The organism is Kaistia algarum (assembly GCF_026343945.1).
Lineage (GTDB): Bacteria > Pseudomonadota > Alphaproteobacteria > Rhizobiales > Kaistiaceae > Kaistia > Kaistia algarum.
This window is the reverse complement of record NZ_JAPKNJ010000001.1, coordinates 369,058-382,363: the sequence shown is the minus strand read 5'-3', so window position 1 is coordinate 382,363 and position 13,306 is coordinate 369,058. Positions and strand designations below refer to the sequence as shown.

Here is a 13,306-nt window from a genome sequence, read left to right as displayed (position 1 = left end):
GGCTCAATCCTTGATGTCGCCGAGCCCGCGCGCGATCGAGGTCGCGATGGCGAGCTTCTCGGCAAGCGGCCGGCCGTCCAGCTCGAGCCCGTGGAGCGTATCGAGCAGATCGTCGAACGACGCGGCACTATCGGCCGTTGCCAACAGCTTCTCGATCATCGGTGCGAGCAGCGGCTGCCACCCTTCCATGACTTCGTCGAGATAGTCCTGGACATCGTCCACCGCCTCGGTTGGCCGATCGGCGGCCAGACGCGCTGTGCGCAGGCACGATCCGCAGCGGCAGCCGCCGACATGGCCGGCGAGTTCGGCCGTCGGATCGGCCTTGCCGCCGCCCTTGCCTTTGCCGTTCTTGACCGTGCCCCTCTTGGCTGCGGCCGGATCGGGCTCGCCGTCATCGGTGATGTCATCGGGCAGCGGTACGACGGAGCTGGGCGGCGCCAGAAGTTCGTCATCGGTTCCGGGCTCCGAGAGGCCGATGCGCTCGCGCATTTCCCGCTGCGACACCTTGAGGCCGAGCGGCACGAGGCTCTTCACCGCCGTCGTTAGCGCCACAACATCCTCCGGCTCGGCAACCGGCATGTCGACATTGGGATAATTGGCCTGCGGCCCGAAATTCAGCGCGACGAAGAATGGGATCAGGTCGCGATTGAGCGTGTTGCAGATCTGGCGGCAATCGGCGCGCTGGATGTCGAGGCGCACCTCGTTGTGGATTTTTGCCTGCCCGAGGGAGGCGCCGTCGTCCGAGGTCATGGTCTGGCCGACGACGAGCTTGGAAATCGACTTGTCGATATAGCCGGTGAGCCCGCCGAACACAGCCTCCCCCTGGCTGCCCTTCACCTCCTGGAACACGATCTCCATGCCGGCCGGAATGATGGCGGCCGCGTCATTGGCGATCGAGGCGACGGCCCGTAGAAGCGTCCGCTTGTCCTTCTCCGAAGCGCTCGGATGATATTTGCCGATCCGGAACGGCATGCCGTAAACCTCGGCAAAGGCCGCCCAGTCCTTCAGGCCCAACGACTGGATCAGGAACCCCCATGCGGCGGCGCGCGCGAAGCCGCGGCGAATCGGGATGCCCATCTTGGTGCGCGGCAGATGCCGCAGGAACTTGCCCACCGGCAGCGGCACGCCGTCGAACTGCCCGTCGACGGCGAGGCGCAATTCGGTCATGGAGGCGCGGTCGAACTGGAAATAGCGTGGATCGCGCCATTTATATTCGACCGGCTGCAGCAGGCCGTCCTGGTACTCCCATATCAGCTCGACGACGGAGAGGCCCTTGGCGATGCCATCCGTCATCGCGCCGACCGCATCGAGCAGGCCGGGCTTCTCGACCAGGGCGCGCACCGCATCCGTGATCTTCGGTGCGACGCTTGGCAGGGCGTCGACGGAGATCTCGACGCCCTCAATGGCGAGGCGCCGGGTCTGCACCTGGCTGGCATAGTGCAGGTAGCGCTCCTCCATCTCCTCCGCGAGGGTGAGATAGTCGCGCATGTTGCCCATGCTGGCGCTTTTCAGGATCGCCGCCAGCCGCTCCGGCGTCAGGCCGGAGGCGACACCGTCGGACAGCGTGTGTCGCACGCCCATCACCGTCGGCGTCGCGATCTCCTGGCCGAGCGTAGCGCGCTCGATCGGGCGGCCATCCGGCCCGAGGATGGAACTCACCATAGCGCGCGCCTCCCGGTCGAACGGTTCTCGGGCACGACCTGTTCGAGCCAGTCTTCCTGGATAAGGTCGGAGATCGGCTCGTAGCCGTAGGTCGGCAGATTGGCGCGCGAGGCGGCATAGCCGAGCATGCCGGCGATCGAGGAATCGCCGTGACGGTCGAAGCCGTCCGAGCCCTTGAAGCGCATGTCGTCGGGAACCTTGATCACGCCGCCGACATAGGAGAGCGCCTGGTGGTCGCGAAGCACGTCCTCATGGCGCGGGATCAGGACCGTTCGGTCGACGAACGCCTCGACATAGGGCGGAGCGTTCAGCCGGTACCATTCCACCGAGAGCTTCACCTCGACGACAAGCGAGCCGTAGCGTTGGGCCGCCACTTCCGCGAGATACGCGCCGTTGCCAGTGGCATCCATCATGCCGCCAGCCATTCGCGGTAGGCGATCGACGACATAGAAGAAGATCTCGCGCTGCTGGTCGAAGGGGACGTTGCGAAGTTCGACCAGGAGAGCGCATCGACGAACCAGCGACGGCTCGATCGCGAAGACCTTGATGTCGGTGACATCGCCGGACCGCGCAAAATCCTCGCCGAAGACATGCTGGAGGTGCGGATCGAGGCTCGCCAGCACGGGGGCCAACTCGCGCTCGCAGAAGTCCCGCGCCTCGGCCTTCCGGATATGTTCGGGAGCGTTTTTGAAGGCGTCGTCCCGCGCCCAACGCACGATCGGCGCCTCGATCATGCAAGCCTCGATCTGGATGCGCGTCAGCGCCGATCCCTCTGCCTCGGCCGGAACACAGTCGAGTTCCTGCTGCATTGCCGCCGTGCGCGGGCCGTATGCCCCGCGGATCTTCGCTTCCCATTCCGCCTCGCCCTGGGCCGTCCAAGGGACGCCCTTCATCAGGCAGACGCGTCGGAAAAGCCCGTTTTGAACGGCCTTCGAGAAGGGAATGAAGTGGAGGCTGAAGGGAACCTTCCCGGCCTTCGCCTCGCGGATCAGTTCGTTGAATGGGTTGAGCACGCCGTTATGGGTGGAGATGACGCGGATGCGGCCTCCCCAAATCAGGAGAGCGTTCACGGCGTCCAGCACCTCGCGGACATCGCGATGGAACGCCGCCTCGTCAATGCAGACCGTACCCTGCAGGCCGCGGATGTTCTCTGGCCGTGACGACAGCGCCTCGACGCGGAAGCCGGAGCCGAAGCGAACGCGGAAGGCAGCGATCAGCTTCGTGCTGCCGTCGGCCTGCTGATCTTCGAACAGGAACTCCTCGACCTGCGCGAGCTGCTTCACCACCACCTTGGCAAAATGCGCGACATAGCCGATGAACTCGCGGCCCTTGTCCTTCGTATCGCCGATGTAGAAATAGTTCTGCCCGCCGGCCGAGCGCTTCGCGGCGGAGATCAGCGTCGCGTCCAGCGCCTCGGCAAAGGTGATGCCGGTACGACGCCCCTTCTCACCGAGCTTCAGATCCGAGTCGTCCTCGATCCACTCGGCCTGGTGGCGCATGAGCACGCCATCCGCCAGCGGGTCGAGGTTCTCGGGGATGTCGGCACCGCGCGGCAGCTCCTCGAGGAGCGCGTCCGGAGAGCGGCCGAGAACCGGATCGGTCATGCTGCCTCCTTCGGCCGCACGCCCAGGAAGTCGCGGCGCAGCTGCGCCACGGCCTCTTCCGAGAGGCCTTTCTCCTCGGCAATCTTGTCGATGACCGCAGCCGTCTTCTTTTCGTACTCATCCATGAGCTTGAGGCGATCGGCCGAAATCTTTTGACCTGAGACGGTGGCCAGGTAAGCCCGCGACAGCTCCATGGATTCCTTCGTCGTCCGGTTTTCCGGCTGCTCCTCTGCCAGTTCGAAGATCAGCGTTTTCAGCATCTCGCCGAGGATCAGGGTGCTCTCGTTGATGTCCTTCGGCGACAGCTTCGCGCCGATCGCCTGCAAAACGGCGTCGCGCTCGCTCTGGCGACGCTGGCTGCTGGCCATGCGCATGGAACGCCGGTTGAAGGCCGAGCGCGAGATCGGATCGAGCCCTTTGGCTTCGAGCCTATCGTTGAATTCGAACAGGATATCCGTCTGTGTCCGCTTTCGAGCGGCCAGCTCCTGCATCGCCCAGATCACGTCGTCGGCGGCTTCCTCCGGCAACTGCTCGATCGACGATAGACGTCCGCGGCCCTCGCGCTCCGGCCGATCGGCCATGTCACACCTCCGGCCGCGACGGCCGCCGGATGCCCTCGATCGCAATGCGCCGATCGAGGTGACGGCTACCTTTCTCCGTCAGTCGCGCGATCTTGACGGTGCCGGCATCGGTGAGCGTGACCGCGCCGGCCTCAGCCATCCATGCCAGCTCGTCATGTACCCAGGAGCGTTCCTTGTAGATCCCGAACATGTCGAGGACATCGACCAGCCGCGACGAGGTCAGCGTCTCGTTGATCTCGTCGGCGAGCGCCCGCAGCATGATCAGCCGGGCCTCCTCCCGCATCTTCCGGCGCAGCGTATCAGCGCGCTGCTGCTCAATGTCCGACATCACCGCGCCCCCTTCTCCAACATGAATTCCTGCAGGCGATCCGAGATCGCCGCGACCGGGTGCAGTCGCTCCGACAGAACCGAGATTTCCATCTTGAGGGCAGCCAGAGTCAGCTCCATCCGGTGCGTCACCTCCTTGTCGGGCAAGTGACGCATGTCCGTCTCAACCCGGTCGAGACGACGCGCGCCGTCGGCGATGCGGTCGGCAAGTTGCTGGTCCGCGGCGGCCCGCGAGGACGCCTCCGTCGCCTTGGCCTGCTCAAACTCGGCGCGCGGCACGAGACCGGTCCGGATGATCCAGCCAGCGGCTGGCATGAGAACCGTCGTGTAGGCGAGCGCGATCAGCGGCCACCAATCCCTCAGCCATTCCGGCATCACGCCTCCAGACGTCGGCCGAAGATGGCCTTGGCCGTATGGCCGCCGCCATAGATCGTGAGCCAGATCGCCGAAATTCCGATGACGTTGTCATAGGGGACCGCGACCGAGAGGCCGAACAGCGCCTGCATCCACGGCCCGACGATGAAGCTCTGCAGGATGATCGCCGCGATCAGCCACGACAGCGCCGGGCGCCAGCCCCACGAGATCCAGCCCTCGGACGATTCCTTCGCCGCGAGCTGGCCCATGAGCTGGAGCCCCGCCTGCTCCAGCGCCGCCCATTCCGGCGCCCGCTCGGCCTCCAGGTCGTTCAGCCGAATCGTTGCTTCGTCCGGGTCTTTCTCGATCTGGCGGGCGACGGCCGCCGGCGTCGGCTCGACGCCGAGCGTCTGGGCGATGGTCTCGCCGACGACGCCGCCGACAGCGGCGCCGAGCGGCCCGCCGATGATCCCACCGAGCGTCTTGGCGCCGATCTGCGCCAGCGGGCCTGCGATCTGCTTCCAGTCGAGATCCATGGTCCTGCCCCTACTTCGCGACGGCGACCATCGCCGCCGCCATTTCGCGGCGGGCGTTCGCCCGGCGATAAAGGATGATGCCGCAGCCGATCAGCACGACGGCCGCGACGGCCAGGGCGCCGAGCGCCAGCCAGTCGAGGCCGCCGGCCTGGACCGTGGCGGTGCCGCCCGTGACCGCGCCGCCCGCGACCGAGGCATTCGACGCCTTGTTGTCGTTCGCGGCCTTGCGGGTCTCGTCCGCGGCGCTGGTGAGCACGGCCTCGGCGGTCGCGCCGGCCATCAGCAGCGCCCGCGCCTTGACCTCGCCGACGCGCCGGCCCCAGCCCTTGCCGAATGTCTTCCAGCTGGTGAGGCTACGCAGGAACGACAGACGCGCGCCGCAGATCGCATTCACGACCGCCTTCGGCTCGGAAGCCGACGCCGCATAGATCGTGGCGGCACCGATCTTGCCGTCGACCTTCGCGCCGACCGCCTTCTGCAGCGCCTTCGCCGCGCGCGACACGCCGGAGTTCACGCCATAATCGAACGTCGCGAGATCAGGGCCGGCGGCGAGACTGTCGCCCCGGATCGGCCGCCAATAGTCGCGCTCGTAGATCGCGGCGATCTCGTCATCGGTGAGGCGGGCAATGTCGAGGTCGGGATAGGCCGAAGCGGCGATCCCCTTCATGGTGCCCTTGAGCGTCCCCTTTCCGACCTTCCCGCCGGTCCAATTGCCCGGATCGGCGCGGACGGTCGAATAGCCGCCCTCATAAGCGAGGGTGACCGCGAGGCAGGCGGCGAATTTGGGGGTCGGCATGGACGGGCTCCGAGCGCTTCGGTGCCGTCCAGACTGGTCGAACGAGGGTGGGAAAATGGCCGGGAAGTAATTCCCCCCCCCTGCCGGCCTGGGAGGTGGGAGGATCGATGTCCGATCCTAGCGCGGATCGCGCGAAACGCTAGAGCAGCGTCCCCTGCGATCCGTTGCGTTTGGCGCGGGTCTTGGCTCGCCGCATGCGGACGGCCCGCATCGTGACGCCGGCCTCGCGCGCGGCGAGGCGGATGGAGAGGTCCGGCCGGTCGCAGATTCGCGCCACGCGCCGCCGCAACTGGATGACGGCGCCATCCGCGCCGCGTGGCAGCTCCAGCCAAAGGCCTCCGCGCCCGGTGCAGATATGGCGGGACAACTGGTCGGCCGCGTCCGCTCCGATCGCCTGCACGACGCGCGATGTCGCCCGGAACCGGCGCGGCACATATAGCCGCTCACCGCCGCAAGCGGCGACCAGCCTCGCGGCCGCCGCGTCGCCGATGACGCCTGCGAGCTCATCGAGGGTGACATAGAGATCGTCGGGCACCTCACCTCCCCAGTATCGGCAGGATGGTGACGACGCGATGGTCGCGGACGACATAGCGGACGCCGTCGAGCACGACCGTGACGTTGCCGCGCTCGTCCAAGCGCTCGGCGAGGCCTACCGAGCGGGTAACCTTGCCGACGATCTGGCGGCGGATCGCCGCGACATCGATCCCGTGCGCCCGCTCGATCCAGCGCACCACGGCATGATCCGTGACCCCGATCGGCTGGTTCACGATCGGCCCTCGCACCAGCTCCGCCGCCGCTCGCCGTGATACGGCCGGGCGAGGCCTTCCGAAATCAGCACGCGGGCGACATCGACGCCGTCGGCGCGGACGATCGCCAGCGTTCGCCGGTACTTGTCGAGGCGGACCGAGCGGATGATCTCGACATCATCGGTCGCCAGCAATTCGGCCAGCCGATCCCGCGCCCTCATGGCGAGACGCTTTTCTTCCCGGCACTTTCCGTGCAGCTCCGGCGCGTCGAGCCCGATCAGGCGGATGCGCTCGGCGCCGAGCCGGACGGTGTCGCCATCGACGACGCGAAGCGACTCGCCAACCTGCAAGCGATCCTCGCTGGCCGGATGCGCCGGTGTCGGCTGAAGAGCCAAGGCGGCAGCCAGAAAGCCAGAAAGCCAGAAACCCTGAAAGCATGACTTCATGATTTCATGGCCCGGATCTGGGCGCCGAGATCGGCGCTATACGTGTCCAGGTCATAGATCGTGCCGTCCAGTTCGGTCGGCAGGCCGAAGATGATCTGGAGCTGGGCCGCGACGACCGCCTTCTTGGTCGAGTGCGGCAGTGCACCGCGACCGGGCCATTGCACCCCGGCCTCGCGCGCCAGCCAGGCCTTGATAGCCTCAATCACCTTGTTGCCGTCCTTCGGATCGCGGACCCACGACACGTGGTCGATGCCCGTTTGACGGCGGACGAAGGCGATCAGCGCCGTGTCGTGCCGATCCTTGACCACGCCGAGGTTCCAGCCGGCGATCCACAGCGCGCGGATCTTCGGGACGAACGGCCCGTCCAGATGCACCGCGCCGCGTTGGCGCCGCTCGCTGCGTTCTTCGGCGGTCTTCTCCTGAGGCCGATAAGGACTGGTGACGGTCCGCGAGGCCGGCGGCGTCGGCTCGAAGCCGAGGCGCCGGAATTCGGCGAGCACGGCGCTATGCTGGGCCGGCGTCATGTCCTTCGACGAACTGACACCGGTGACGCGGTGCAGCACCGCCCGATAGGTCTCGTCGTCGAGACCCAGCTGCTTCTTGGCGACATGGATCGCCGCGTTCGGGTTCATGCGATGCCTCCTTTGGCTTCGGTGATTTGGGCCTTGATCGCTTCCCAGCTTGCGTAGAAGGTCTCGATCTCGGCCGCGCTGGGGTCGGCAAGTCGATAGAGCCGGCGGTTCTCGCGGCGCGTCGCAGGGTCTGCGAGCCTCCAGCACTTGCCGCAGATGATCTGGGCGTCATCGCCGTGCTTCTCGGCCGGCGCGGTGCGGCAGCAGAACGGGATCTCGCAGGCGATGCGGCCGGGCTTGGTCATGCTGCGTCCGCCTCCTCGCCGAGCCGGGAGAAGAAGGTGCGGATCGCCAGTTCGTGCGGCGCGAGATCGCGAAGGGCGGCTTGCCAGGAAGCCAGCACGTCAGCGGTGCGTCGCGAATCGACGAGCGAGCGGCCGATGACGCCGGCCGTGATGCGGGCATCGGGATCATGCGATGCCGCGATCTCCAGGCGCGCGTGAAGGACTTCGAGCGCCTCGATCCCCATGGCCTCCTGAGACGCCAGCGCGACCAGGATCGCGGCGAACTCACCAAAGCTTGCCGATGGGAGGCGGATCGAGGCGCCGGCCATCAGTTGGCCCTCGCAATGACGGTGGCGCGGCCGGGCGGCACGATGAAATTGCCGATGCCGGAGATGCTGACGACGATGAAATCGCCGGGCAGCACCGTCGCGACGCGGCCCGTCGCGCTCGCCACGCCATCGAACAGCGTGAACTCGACGAGGTCGTGAACAGCCGGGACATCTGTCGTCCTGGCCGGCCGGAGATCGGCATATTCGAACATCTTCAGGACGTCGTCGGTCATGCTTGCGCTCTTTCCAGCAGGCGGTGATCGGCGTCGGTGCGCGCGGCAACGAGCGAGATCTTCGGCCATGCGATCTGCACCACGCAGGGATGTCTGCAGTCGGGGCAGTCGATCGTGAGACCGTGCGTCCAGGCGTAGCCGTCGGCGTCGACCGGCACGCGCTCGGCGAGATCCTTCCAGGCGTCGACAAGGTCGACGACGGAGATCCGGGCGGCGCCAATTCCGGTGGATTGGCAGTGCGGGCAGCACGGCACGACTTCGTCGCTGATCAGCTCAGAGACAATGCGAGGGCGAGTCACGATAGCAGCCTTCCGACTGGCGATGGTCCGGGACCGGATACACCGGCCTCGATCGCGATTTTCTGCGCGGCTCCAAAGCCGGAGGCGCGCACGCTGTCGCGGAACTTCCCCGATGCCGATGCGACGGCTGGCAGATTGTCAAAGGTGATACCGCGGCGCTCCAGCTCGGCTTTCAGCGTCGCCTGCTGGTCGGCAACGAGATCACGCGCTCCGCCGGCCTCGCCACCCTTGCGCTTCCAAAGCCCGGCAATGAGCTTCGCCTGGATCGATATCGAAAAGCCTTCTAGAAACGCCTTCAACGCCTGGGCGCGCGTCTTTGGCTTCCGCCGCGACTGGTACGCCGGCGATGTCTTGAACCGGGTCACGGCGGTTCCGGCTGCGCGGCGAACGACCTCGTGGACATACTCCGCGATGAGCACGTCGGCTTCCCGGCCGAAATACACGTAGCGCCAGCGCCCGCCATCGCGGAGCAGATACCCGTAGCAGTCCGCGAATTTCGCAACGGTCTTCCAGACCGCATCAAGCGGCGAGCGGCGCGCGCCGAGTTCAACGGCGATCTCCTCAAACGCGCCGCGATCCAGATCGGCCTCGCTGATCCCATGTTCTTCCATCAGGGAGGCTGCCTTTTCGGCAGCCGCCATCGCCTCGGCCTCGGTGCAGCCATTGGCGGTGGTCTTCGCCCGCAAGGCGCCAAGCTTGGCGCGAAGTTTAGAAAGATCGGTCATGATCCCTCCTATCCGTCAGCAACAGTGGCCCTGCCGGCCTCTTCGGTGCCGACCGAGCAGGCGCGTCCTGGTCGCGCTGGGTCTCGGCGAGGTCCTGCAGCAGCATGCCGAGCCGCAGCGCATCCGTGACATGCAGCTCGATCTTGAGGACGGAGCCGACCTTGGCCGATGCGATCGAGAAAGATTTCAGGCGCGCCTCGCTGGGCCGCCAATAGAGGCCGGGGACGCTCATGCAGCACCTCCCGCAAACCGCTTCTGAGCGCCAGCGCGCCAGTTGCGAAGCAGGGTGGCGGCGCCGCCGGTGCTGGAGGCGCGGACGCCTGCCATGGCGAGCGTCCAGGCGTCGCCTCGACGGCTGATCTTGGCACCCTCCGAGTGCGCCAGTTGGTCGAGGATCGCATTGCCCGCGCGGTGATACGCGCGGAGACCTTCATAGTCTCCGGGTCCCCACGACGGCAGAGTTACCAGCCCCGTTGTGACGACATCGATCAGGCGAAAGAGATCACCGTCGCCACCCGTGCTGACACCCGGCTGGGCGAAATACTCATGATCCCAAAAGATGATCTGCCCCGAGAATACGGCGGTGCTGGGGTGTTCATCCATCCAGAAATCGCACATGTCGGCCCAATCCTCGAAGCCGTCGCGCTCGGCAAAGAGGTCAAGTTCGCCGGCCGTCCGATACGTCCACGGCCCGCACTCGATCCGATCCAGATGGACGAAGATCCGGATCGGCCCGACGAGCAGACATTGTGGCGCGCCAATCAGCCGGCAGGTGCGGGTGCGCATGCCTTCGTAGAGCTGGACCGGTTCGCCGGCTCGCGCGTGCCGGGCGCGATCGGCTCGGATGGTGTGGCGCTTCGATCCATCCTCGATCTTCGGGATGAAGCGCGCCTTGAAGGAATAGGCGACCATCGCTCAGCCCCCCCGCTGGATGTTGAGCGAGCCGAGCCGGAAGTTGTCCTGCTGCAGCTCGGCCGCGATCGTGTCGTAGGCCTCGCTCGCGAGTTCCGGCGTGGTGAACCGGAGCGTGATCACGATCTCGCCGGCCCGGTCGTACAGGTCGGCCGAAGACCATTCGAGGCAGCCGGCCTCGGCCAGCGGGCGGGTGACGTTTTCGACTTTCACAGCCATGGTCAAACCTCCTCAACCTCGAAGGGGTCGGGCGTGCGGAGGACCATCGGGCCGATCTTCACCGAGCCCGATTTCATCGCCGCCAGGATCCGGTCACGGAAGGCGTCCGCGAGCGCCGAATTCGCGAGGGCGACCCGGAGCACGACCTCGTCCGTGAAATAGTCGATCTCGAGTTCGACTGACTTGACGACGTCGGGCGAGGCCAATGCGTCCTCGGCTGTGTGGATCGTGGTTTCCATCGTCCCGCCCTCACGCTGCAGCAAGGTCGATGGTGATCGGGCGCCAGGCGCTGTCGACGCTTTCGCGCTCGTGGAAGCGGATATAGGTCTTCGACCCGATGATCCGGATCGAGTCCCGCACCGCCCGCATGGCCGACTGCCAGCGCTCATCCTCGATCGCCACGCGCAGCAGCATGAAGATCTCGGCGCGGTTGATCTGGCCCTCTTTGTCGACGGAGAAGGCGCGGTTGACGATCGCCACCAGTTCGTCGCGCGAGCCGGTGGTCCACTCGGCCAGACAGGCATCCACGAGCCGCTTTGCCGCCTGCAGCTCCGGCCCGAAGGTGAGCTGGTCGGCGACCTGGACGGTGACCTTCAGACGGCCGTCGAATGTGGTCAGGGAGATATTTCCCTTCGGCCCGCCGAGCGTGGCCTTGTATTCCTGCGCGATCAGCGCCTGCAGCGAGCCGACGTCATCAAAGCAATGACCCTTGAACCGGGCGATCTGGCCGGAGAGGTCGCGGGCATGGTCGACCATCTTGCGGACGGTCTCGTCGGTCAGCTTGTCGATCGGTTTGACGGTCGACACGGGGGCGTAGCCGTTCTTGCTGTCGACCATCATCAGCTTGCCGCCCACGTCAAAGACGCCGGGCGAGACCTCGGGGAACGGCACGGCGCTCGGGGCGATATCAGTCATGGTCATGATCAGATCTTCCTAGGGCTAAGGCCGCGCGCTGGCGGCAGGTGGTTGCGGGCGGCGTGCCGGCGCACGGCCGCCACGACGGTTGCGTGGTGCCGATCGCCGAAGGCGCGGCCGATCGTGGGAAGGGACAGCCGGGTGCGGCGGGCGACCTCGTACATCGCCTCATGGCGCGCCTGGGAGAGCGTCCGGCCGCGCGAGCGCGACAGGATGTCGTTGACCGTCAGGCCTAGACCGGAAGCGATCTCGGCGATGATTTCGGCCGCGCTGATCTGCGAGCCGGGCACCGCCCGGATCGGGATCACGCGCGCCCGGCGCGGTCGGTCGAGGGCACCCAGCCGCATGAGTGCGGCGAGCGCCCGACGCGGTGACTTGCTACCGGATGCCAGTCGCGCGAACAGGGCGGCGCGATTGACGCCGATCTTTCGAGGCGGTTCGGCGGCCGGCCGCTCGACGTGAACAAGCGGCAGGTTCATGACGGCCTCGCCGGAAAGGCGACGACCTTGCCGCCCTGCGGCAGGATCGGCGCATGGCGGCCGATCGCGGCCAGGCTGTCGAGGCGCTCCTCCATGTTGCGAGCCTCAATCTCGAAGGCACGCAACATCATGACGTGGCCCTCGACACCCTCGGGGCTCATCTCGACGCCGCTGCCCCGGTACTCGTCGAGGTGGCGGCGCATTTCGCGGATGGAGTCGGAGAGCATCAGATCGCCTCCCCGGAACGGTTGCGCCAGGCCGAGCGGATATGGTCGGCAACGACAGGGGTGCCGCCGCCGGCCGCGATCATCGCGGCGAGGCGCAAGGTCTTGTCGATTTGGCCGAGCGTGCCCGGCTTCCGGCCGATCGCCGCGAGCAGGCGGCGGCATTCCCCGTCTTCTACCTCCCAGGCGTCGAGCAAGGCGGCGATGTCGCCGTCGAGCGGCGCCATCCGTTGCATCCGCTTGCCGACACGGCGATGGATCTGGCCGTAGCCGGCGCGCGGCTCCGGCTTGCCGAAGCGCGTATAGACCTCCTCATTGCCGACCAGCGCGATGCCGCAGCCATAGAGATCGAGGAAGTAGCGGAGCTGATCGACGCTCTTGTCGGCAAGGTTCTGCGCCTCGTCGACGATCAGCAGCGTATGGCGGCCGTTGCGCTTCAGCCGCTCGCCGATGGAGCGGTCGAGCCGCGCGGGGTTGCGCTCCGGCACCTCAAGCGCCTGCGCCAGCTCCTGGAGCATCGCGTGCACGCCTGACGTCGTCGGCCGCATCGTGACGACGAAGACGGCCGAGCGACCCGACGCATATTCGCGGCAGGTGGTGGTCTTACCCATGCCGGCCGCCATCGTGGCAACGATCAGTTCGGGCGAGGATTGCGCGTAGGCGAGCGTGTCGATCAGCTCGCGGGACGACGGCGTCTCGACGAAGCCGGGCGCCTTCAGCGCGGTCAGGGCGAGCACCTGTTGGCGCGCGCCCTCCATCGTCAACAGATAGCGACGCACGCGCTCCGTCGTATTGATGTAGGAACCGGCATAGGTGCCGTCGATCCACTGCGTCAGCGTGGGTAAGGGAATGGTCGACCCGCGGGCGACATCCGAGCGCGTCAGGTTCTGCGTCATGGCATGGGCGACGATCTGACCACGCACCTCGCGCCAGTCCCGCAAATCGGCGTCCAACAGCTTTGGCGATCCTTTCGGCTCGCCCCAGCCGCCCGCCGGCTCTTGTCCCGAAGTTTCCGACATGAGATGGTCCTTCTGTTTCGTGACTACATTCGGGGGTGGCCGTC

General features: G+C 66.7%; 24 protein-coding genes. All 24 read right to left on the bottom strand.

The annotated features are described in order from the left end of the window. Positions 1–3: 3 nt before the first annotated feature. A complete protein-coding gene (locus OSH05_RS01945; RefSeq protein ID WP_104218579.1) occupies positions 4–1,662 on the bottom strand; it encodes a DUF935 domain-containing protein in 1,659 nt (552 codons plus the stop codon). After that, positions 1,656–3,266: a hypothetical protein gene (locus tag OSH05_RS01940; protein WP_207778732.1), complete on the bottom strand. Its 1,611-nt coding sequence runs from the start codon at positions 3,264–3,266 to the stop codon at positions 1,656–1,658. The genes OSH05_RS01945 and OSH05_RS01940 overlap by 7 nt, the downstream gene beginning before the upstream one ends. Next, entirely contained in the window at positions 3,263–3,847 is a 585-nt protein-coding gene (locus tag OSH05_RS01935; protein WP_104218578.1) for a phage protein Gp27 family protein, read from the bottom strand. The genes OSH05_RS01940 and OSH05_RS01935 overlap by 4 nt, the downstream gene beginning before the upstream one ends. 1 nt (position 3,848) lies before the next feature. After that, entirely contained in the window at positions 3,849–4,175 is a 327-nt protein-coding gene (locus tag OSH05_RS01930) for a VpaChn25_0724 family phage protein (RefSeq protein WP_104218577.1), read from the bottom strand. After that, positions 4,175–4,549, bottom strand: coding sequence for a hypothetical protein (locus tag OSH05_RS01925; RefSeq protein WP_104218576.1), 375 nt, complete (start codon positions 4,547–4,549; stop codon positions 4,175–4,177). Before OSH05_RS01925 ends, OSH05_RS01930 begins: the two co-directional genes overlap by 1 nt. Continuing rightward, positions 4,549–5,064, bottom strand: a complete 516-nt coding sequence (locus tag OSH05_RS01920) for a hypothetical protein (RefSeq protein WP_104218575.1) — start codon at positions 5,062–5,064, stop codon at positions 4,549–4,551. Before OSH05_RS01920 ends, OSH05_RS01925 begins: the two co-directional genes overlap by 1 nt. 10 nt (positions 5,065–5,074) lie before the next feature. After that, entirely contained in the window at positions 5,075–5,860 is a 786-nt protein-coding gene (locus OSH05_RS01915; RefSeq protein WP_104218574.1) for a glycoside hydrolase family 108 protein, read from the bottom strand. Between the two features lie 139 nt (positions 5,861–5,999). Beyond that, on the bottom strand, positions 6,000–6,395 hold the full coding sequence (locus OSH05_RS01910; RefSeq protein ID WP_104218573.1) for a hypothetical protein: 396 nt from the start codon (positions 6,393–6,395) through the stop codon (positions 6,000–6,002). A 1-nt stretch (position 6,396) separates the two neighbouring features. Beyond that, complete coding sequence (locus tag OSH05_RS01905) at positions 6,397–6,627, bottom strand: hypothetical protein (protein WP_104218572.1); 231 nt, start codon at positions 6,625–6,627, stop codon at positions 6,397–6,399. Then, positions 6,624–7,052, bottom strand: coding sequence for a thermonuclease family protein (locus OSH05_RS01900; protein ID WP_104218571.1), 429 nt, complete (start codon positions 7,050–7,052; stop codon positions 6,624–6,626). The genes OSH05_RS01905 and OSH05_RS01900 overlap by 4 nt, the downstream gene beginning before the upstream one ends. Further along, entirely contained in the window at positions 7,049–7,684 is a 636-nt protein-coding gene (locus OSH05_RS01895) for a gp16 family protein (RefSeq protein WP_104218570.1), read from the bottom strand. Before OSH05_RS01895 ends, OSH05_RS01900 begins: the two co-directional genes overlap by 4 nt. Beyond that, a complete protein-coding gene (locus tag OSH05_RS01890) occupies positions 7,681–7,929 on the bottom strand; it encodes a hypothetical protein (RefSeq protein WP_104218569.1) in 249 nt (82 codons plus the stop codon). Before OSH05_RS01890 ends, OSH05_RS01895 begins: the two co-directional genes overlap by 4 nt. After that, on the bottom strand, positions 7,926–8,237 hold the full coding sequence (locus OSH05_RS01885; protein ID WP_104218568.1) for a hypothetical protein: 312 nt from the start codon (positions 8,235–8,237) through the stop codon (positions 7,926–7,928). Before OSH05_RS01885 ends, OSH05_RS01890 begins: the two co-directional genes overlap by 4 nt. Further along, on the bottom strand, positions 8,237–8,470 hold the full coding sequence (locus tag OSH05_RS01880) for a hypothetical protein (RefSeq protein ID WP_104218567.1): 234 nt from the start codon (positions 8,468–8,470) through the stop codon (positions 8,237–8,239). Before OSH05_RS01880 ends, OSH05_RS01885 begins: the two co-directional genes overlap by 1 nt. Continuing rightward, a complete protein-coding gene (locus tag OSH05_RS01875) occupies positions 8,467–8,769 on the bottom strand; it encodes a hypothetical protein (RefSeq protein ID WP_104218566.1) in 303 nt (100 codons plus the stop codon). The genes OSH05_RS01880 and OSH05_RS01875 overlap by 4 nt, the downstream gene beginning before the upstream one ends. After that, positions 8,766–9,494, bottom strand: a complete 729-nt coding sequence (locus OSH05_RS01870) for a DUF7168 domain-containing protein (protein ID WP_104218565.1) — start codon at positions 9,492–9,494, stop codon at positions 8,766–8,768. The genes OSH05_RS01875 and OSH05_RS01870 overlap by 4 nt, the downstream gene beginning before the upstream one ends. Then, positions 9,478–9,726, bottom strand: a complete 249-nt coding sequence (locus OSH05_RS01865) for a hypothetical protein (RefSeq protein ID WP_104218564.1) — start codon at positions 9,724–9,726, stop codon at positions 9,478–9,480. Before OSH05_RS01865 ends, OSH05_RS01870 begins: the two co-directional genes overlap by 17 nt. After that, positions 9,723–10,406, bottom strand: a complete 684-nt coding sequence (locus OSH05_RS01860) for a hypothetical protein (RefSeq protein WP_207778731.1) — start codon at positions 10,404–10,406, stop codon at positions 9,723–9,725. The genes OSH05_RS01865 and OSH05_RS01860 overlap by 4 nt, the downstream gene beginning before the upstream one ends. A 3-nt stretch (positions 10,407–10,409) precedes the next feature. Next, on the bottom strand, positions 10,410–10,625 hold the full coding sequence (locus OSH05_RS01855; protein ID WP_104218563.1) for a hypothetical protein: 216 nt from the start codon (positions 10,623–10,625) through the stop codon (positions 10,410–10,412). A 2-nt stretch (positions 10,626–10,627) separates the two neighbouring features. Further along, entirely contained in the window at positions 10,628–10,864 is a 237-nt protein-coding gene (locus tag OSH05_RS01850; protein ID WP_104218562.1) for a hypothetical protein, read from the bottom strand. Between the two features lie 10 nt (positions 10,865–10,874). Continuing rightward, entirely contained in the window at positions 10,875–11,546 is a 672-nt protein-coding gene (locus OSH05_RS01845; RefSeq protein ID WP_323181334.1) for a DUF3164 family protein, read from the bottom strand. A gap of 2 nt (positions 11,547–11,548) precedes the next feature. After that, a complete protein-coding gene (locus OSH05_RS01840) occupies positions 11,549–12,019 on the bottom strand; it encodes a helix-turn-helix domain-containing protein (protein WP_104218561.1) in 471 nt (156 codons plus the stop codon). Beyond that, positions 12,016–12,246, bottom strand: coding sequence for a hypothetical protein (locus OSH05_RS01835; protein ID WP_104218560.1), 231 nt, complete (start codon positions 12,244–12,246; stop codon positions 12,016–12,018). Before OSH05_RS01835 ends, OSH05_RS01840 begins: the two co-directional genes overlap by 4 nt. Beyond that, entirely contained in the window at positions 12,246–13,262 is a 1,017-nt protein-coding gene (locus tag OSH05_RS01830) for an AAA family ATPase (RefSeq protein ID WP_266352020.1), read from the bottom strand. Before OSH05_RS01830 ends, OSH05_RS01835 begins: the two co-directional genes overlap by 1 nt. Positions 13,263–13,306 lie beyond the last annotated feature (44 nt).

Bases quoted from the DNA above. Each gene is read 5' to 3' on its own strand.
- OSH05_RS01945 (WP_104218579.1), bottom strand. From the start codon at position 1,662: ATGGTGAGTTCCATCCTCGGGCCGGATGGCCGCCCGATCGAGCGCGCT.
- OSH05_RS01940 (WP_207778732.1), bottom strand. From the start codon at position 3,266: ATGACCGATCCGGTTCTCGGCCGCTCTCCGGACGCGCTCCTCGAGGAG.
- OSH05_RS01935 (WP_104218578.1), bottom strand. From the start codon at position 3,847: ATGGCCGATCGGCCGGAGCGCGAGGGCCGCGGACGTCTATCGTCGATC.
- OSH05_RS01930 (WP_104218577.1), bottom strand. From the start codon at position 4,175: ATGTCGGACATTGAGCAGCAGCGCGCTGATACGCTGCGCCGGAAGATG.
- OSH05_RS01925 (WP_104218576.1), bottom strand. From the start codon at position 4,549: ATGCCGGAATGGCTGAGGGATTGGTGGCCGCTGATCGCGCTCGCCTAC.
- OSH05_RS01920 (WP_104218575.1), bottom strand. From the start codon at position 5,064: ATGGATCTCGACTGGAAGCAGATCGCAGGCCCGCTGGCGCAGATCGGC.
- OSH05_RS01915 (WP_104218574.1), bottom strand. From the start codon at position 5,860: ATGCCGACCCCCAAATTCGCCGCCTGCCTCGCGGTCACCCTCGCTTAT.
- OSH05_RS01900 (WP_104218571.1), bottom strand. From the start codon at position 7,052: ATGAAGTCATGCTTTCAGGGTTTCTGGCTTTCTGGCTTTCTGGCTGCC.
- OSH05_RS01895 (WP_104218570.1), bottom strand. From the start codon at position 7,684: ATGAACCCGAACGCGGCGATCCATGTCGCCAAGAAGCAGCTGGGTCTC.
- OSH05_RS01890 (WP_104218569.1), bottom strand. From the start codon at position 7,929: ATGACCAAGCCCGGCCGCATCGCCTGCGAGATCCCGTTCTGCTGCCGC.
- OSH05_RS01885 (WP_104218568.1), bottom strand. From the start codon at position 8,237: ATGGCCGGCGCCTCGATCCGCCTCCCATCGGCAAGCTTTGGTGAGTTC.
- OSH05_RS01880 (WP_104218567.1), bottom strand. From the start codon at position 8,470: ATGACCGACGACGTCCTGAAGATGTTCGAATATGCCGATCTCCGGCCG.
- OSH05_RS01870 (WP_104218565.1), bottom strand. From the start codon at position 9,494: ATGACCGATCTTTCTAAACTTCGCGCCAAGCTTGGCGCCTTGCGGGCG.
- OSH05_RS01865 (WP_104218564.1), bottom strand. From the start codon at position 9,726: ATGAGCGTCCCCGGCCTCTATTGGCGGCCCAGCGAGGCGCGCCTGAAA.
- OSH05_RS01860 (WP_207778731.1), bottom strand. From the start codon at position 10,406: ATGGTCGCCTATTCCTTCAAGGCGCGCTTCATCCCGAAGATCGAGGAT.
- OSH05_RS01855 (WP_104218563.1), bottom strand. From the start codon at position 10,625: ATGGCTGTGAAAGTCGAAAACGTCACCCGCCCGCTGGCCGAGGCCGGC.
- OSH05_RS01850 (WP_104218562.1), bottom strand. From the start codon at position 10,864: ATGGAAACCACGATCCACACAGCCGAGGACGCATTGGCCTCGCCCGAC.
- OSH05_RS01845 (WP_323181334.1), bottom strand. From the start codon at position 11,546: ATGACCATGACTGATATCGCCCCGAGCGCCGTGCCGTTCCCCGAGGTC.
- OSH05_RS01840 (WP_104218561.1), bottom strand. From the start codon at position 12,019: ATGAACCTGCCGCTTGTTCACGTCGAGCGGCCGGCCGCCGAACCGCCT.
- OSH05_RS01835 (WP_104218560.1), bottom strand. From the start codon at position 12,246: ATGCTCTCCGACTCCATCCGCGAAATGCGCCGCCACCTCGACGAGTAC.
- OSH05_RS01830 (WP_266352020.1), bottom strand. From the start codon at position 13,262: ATGTCGGAAACTTCGGGACAAGAGCCGGCGGGCGGCTGGGGCGAGCCG.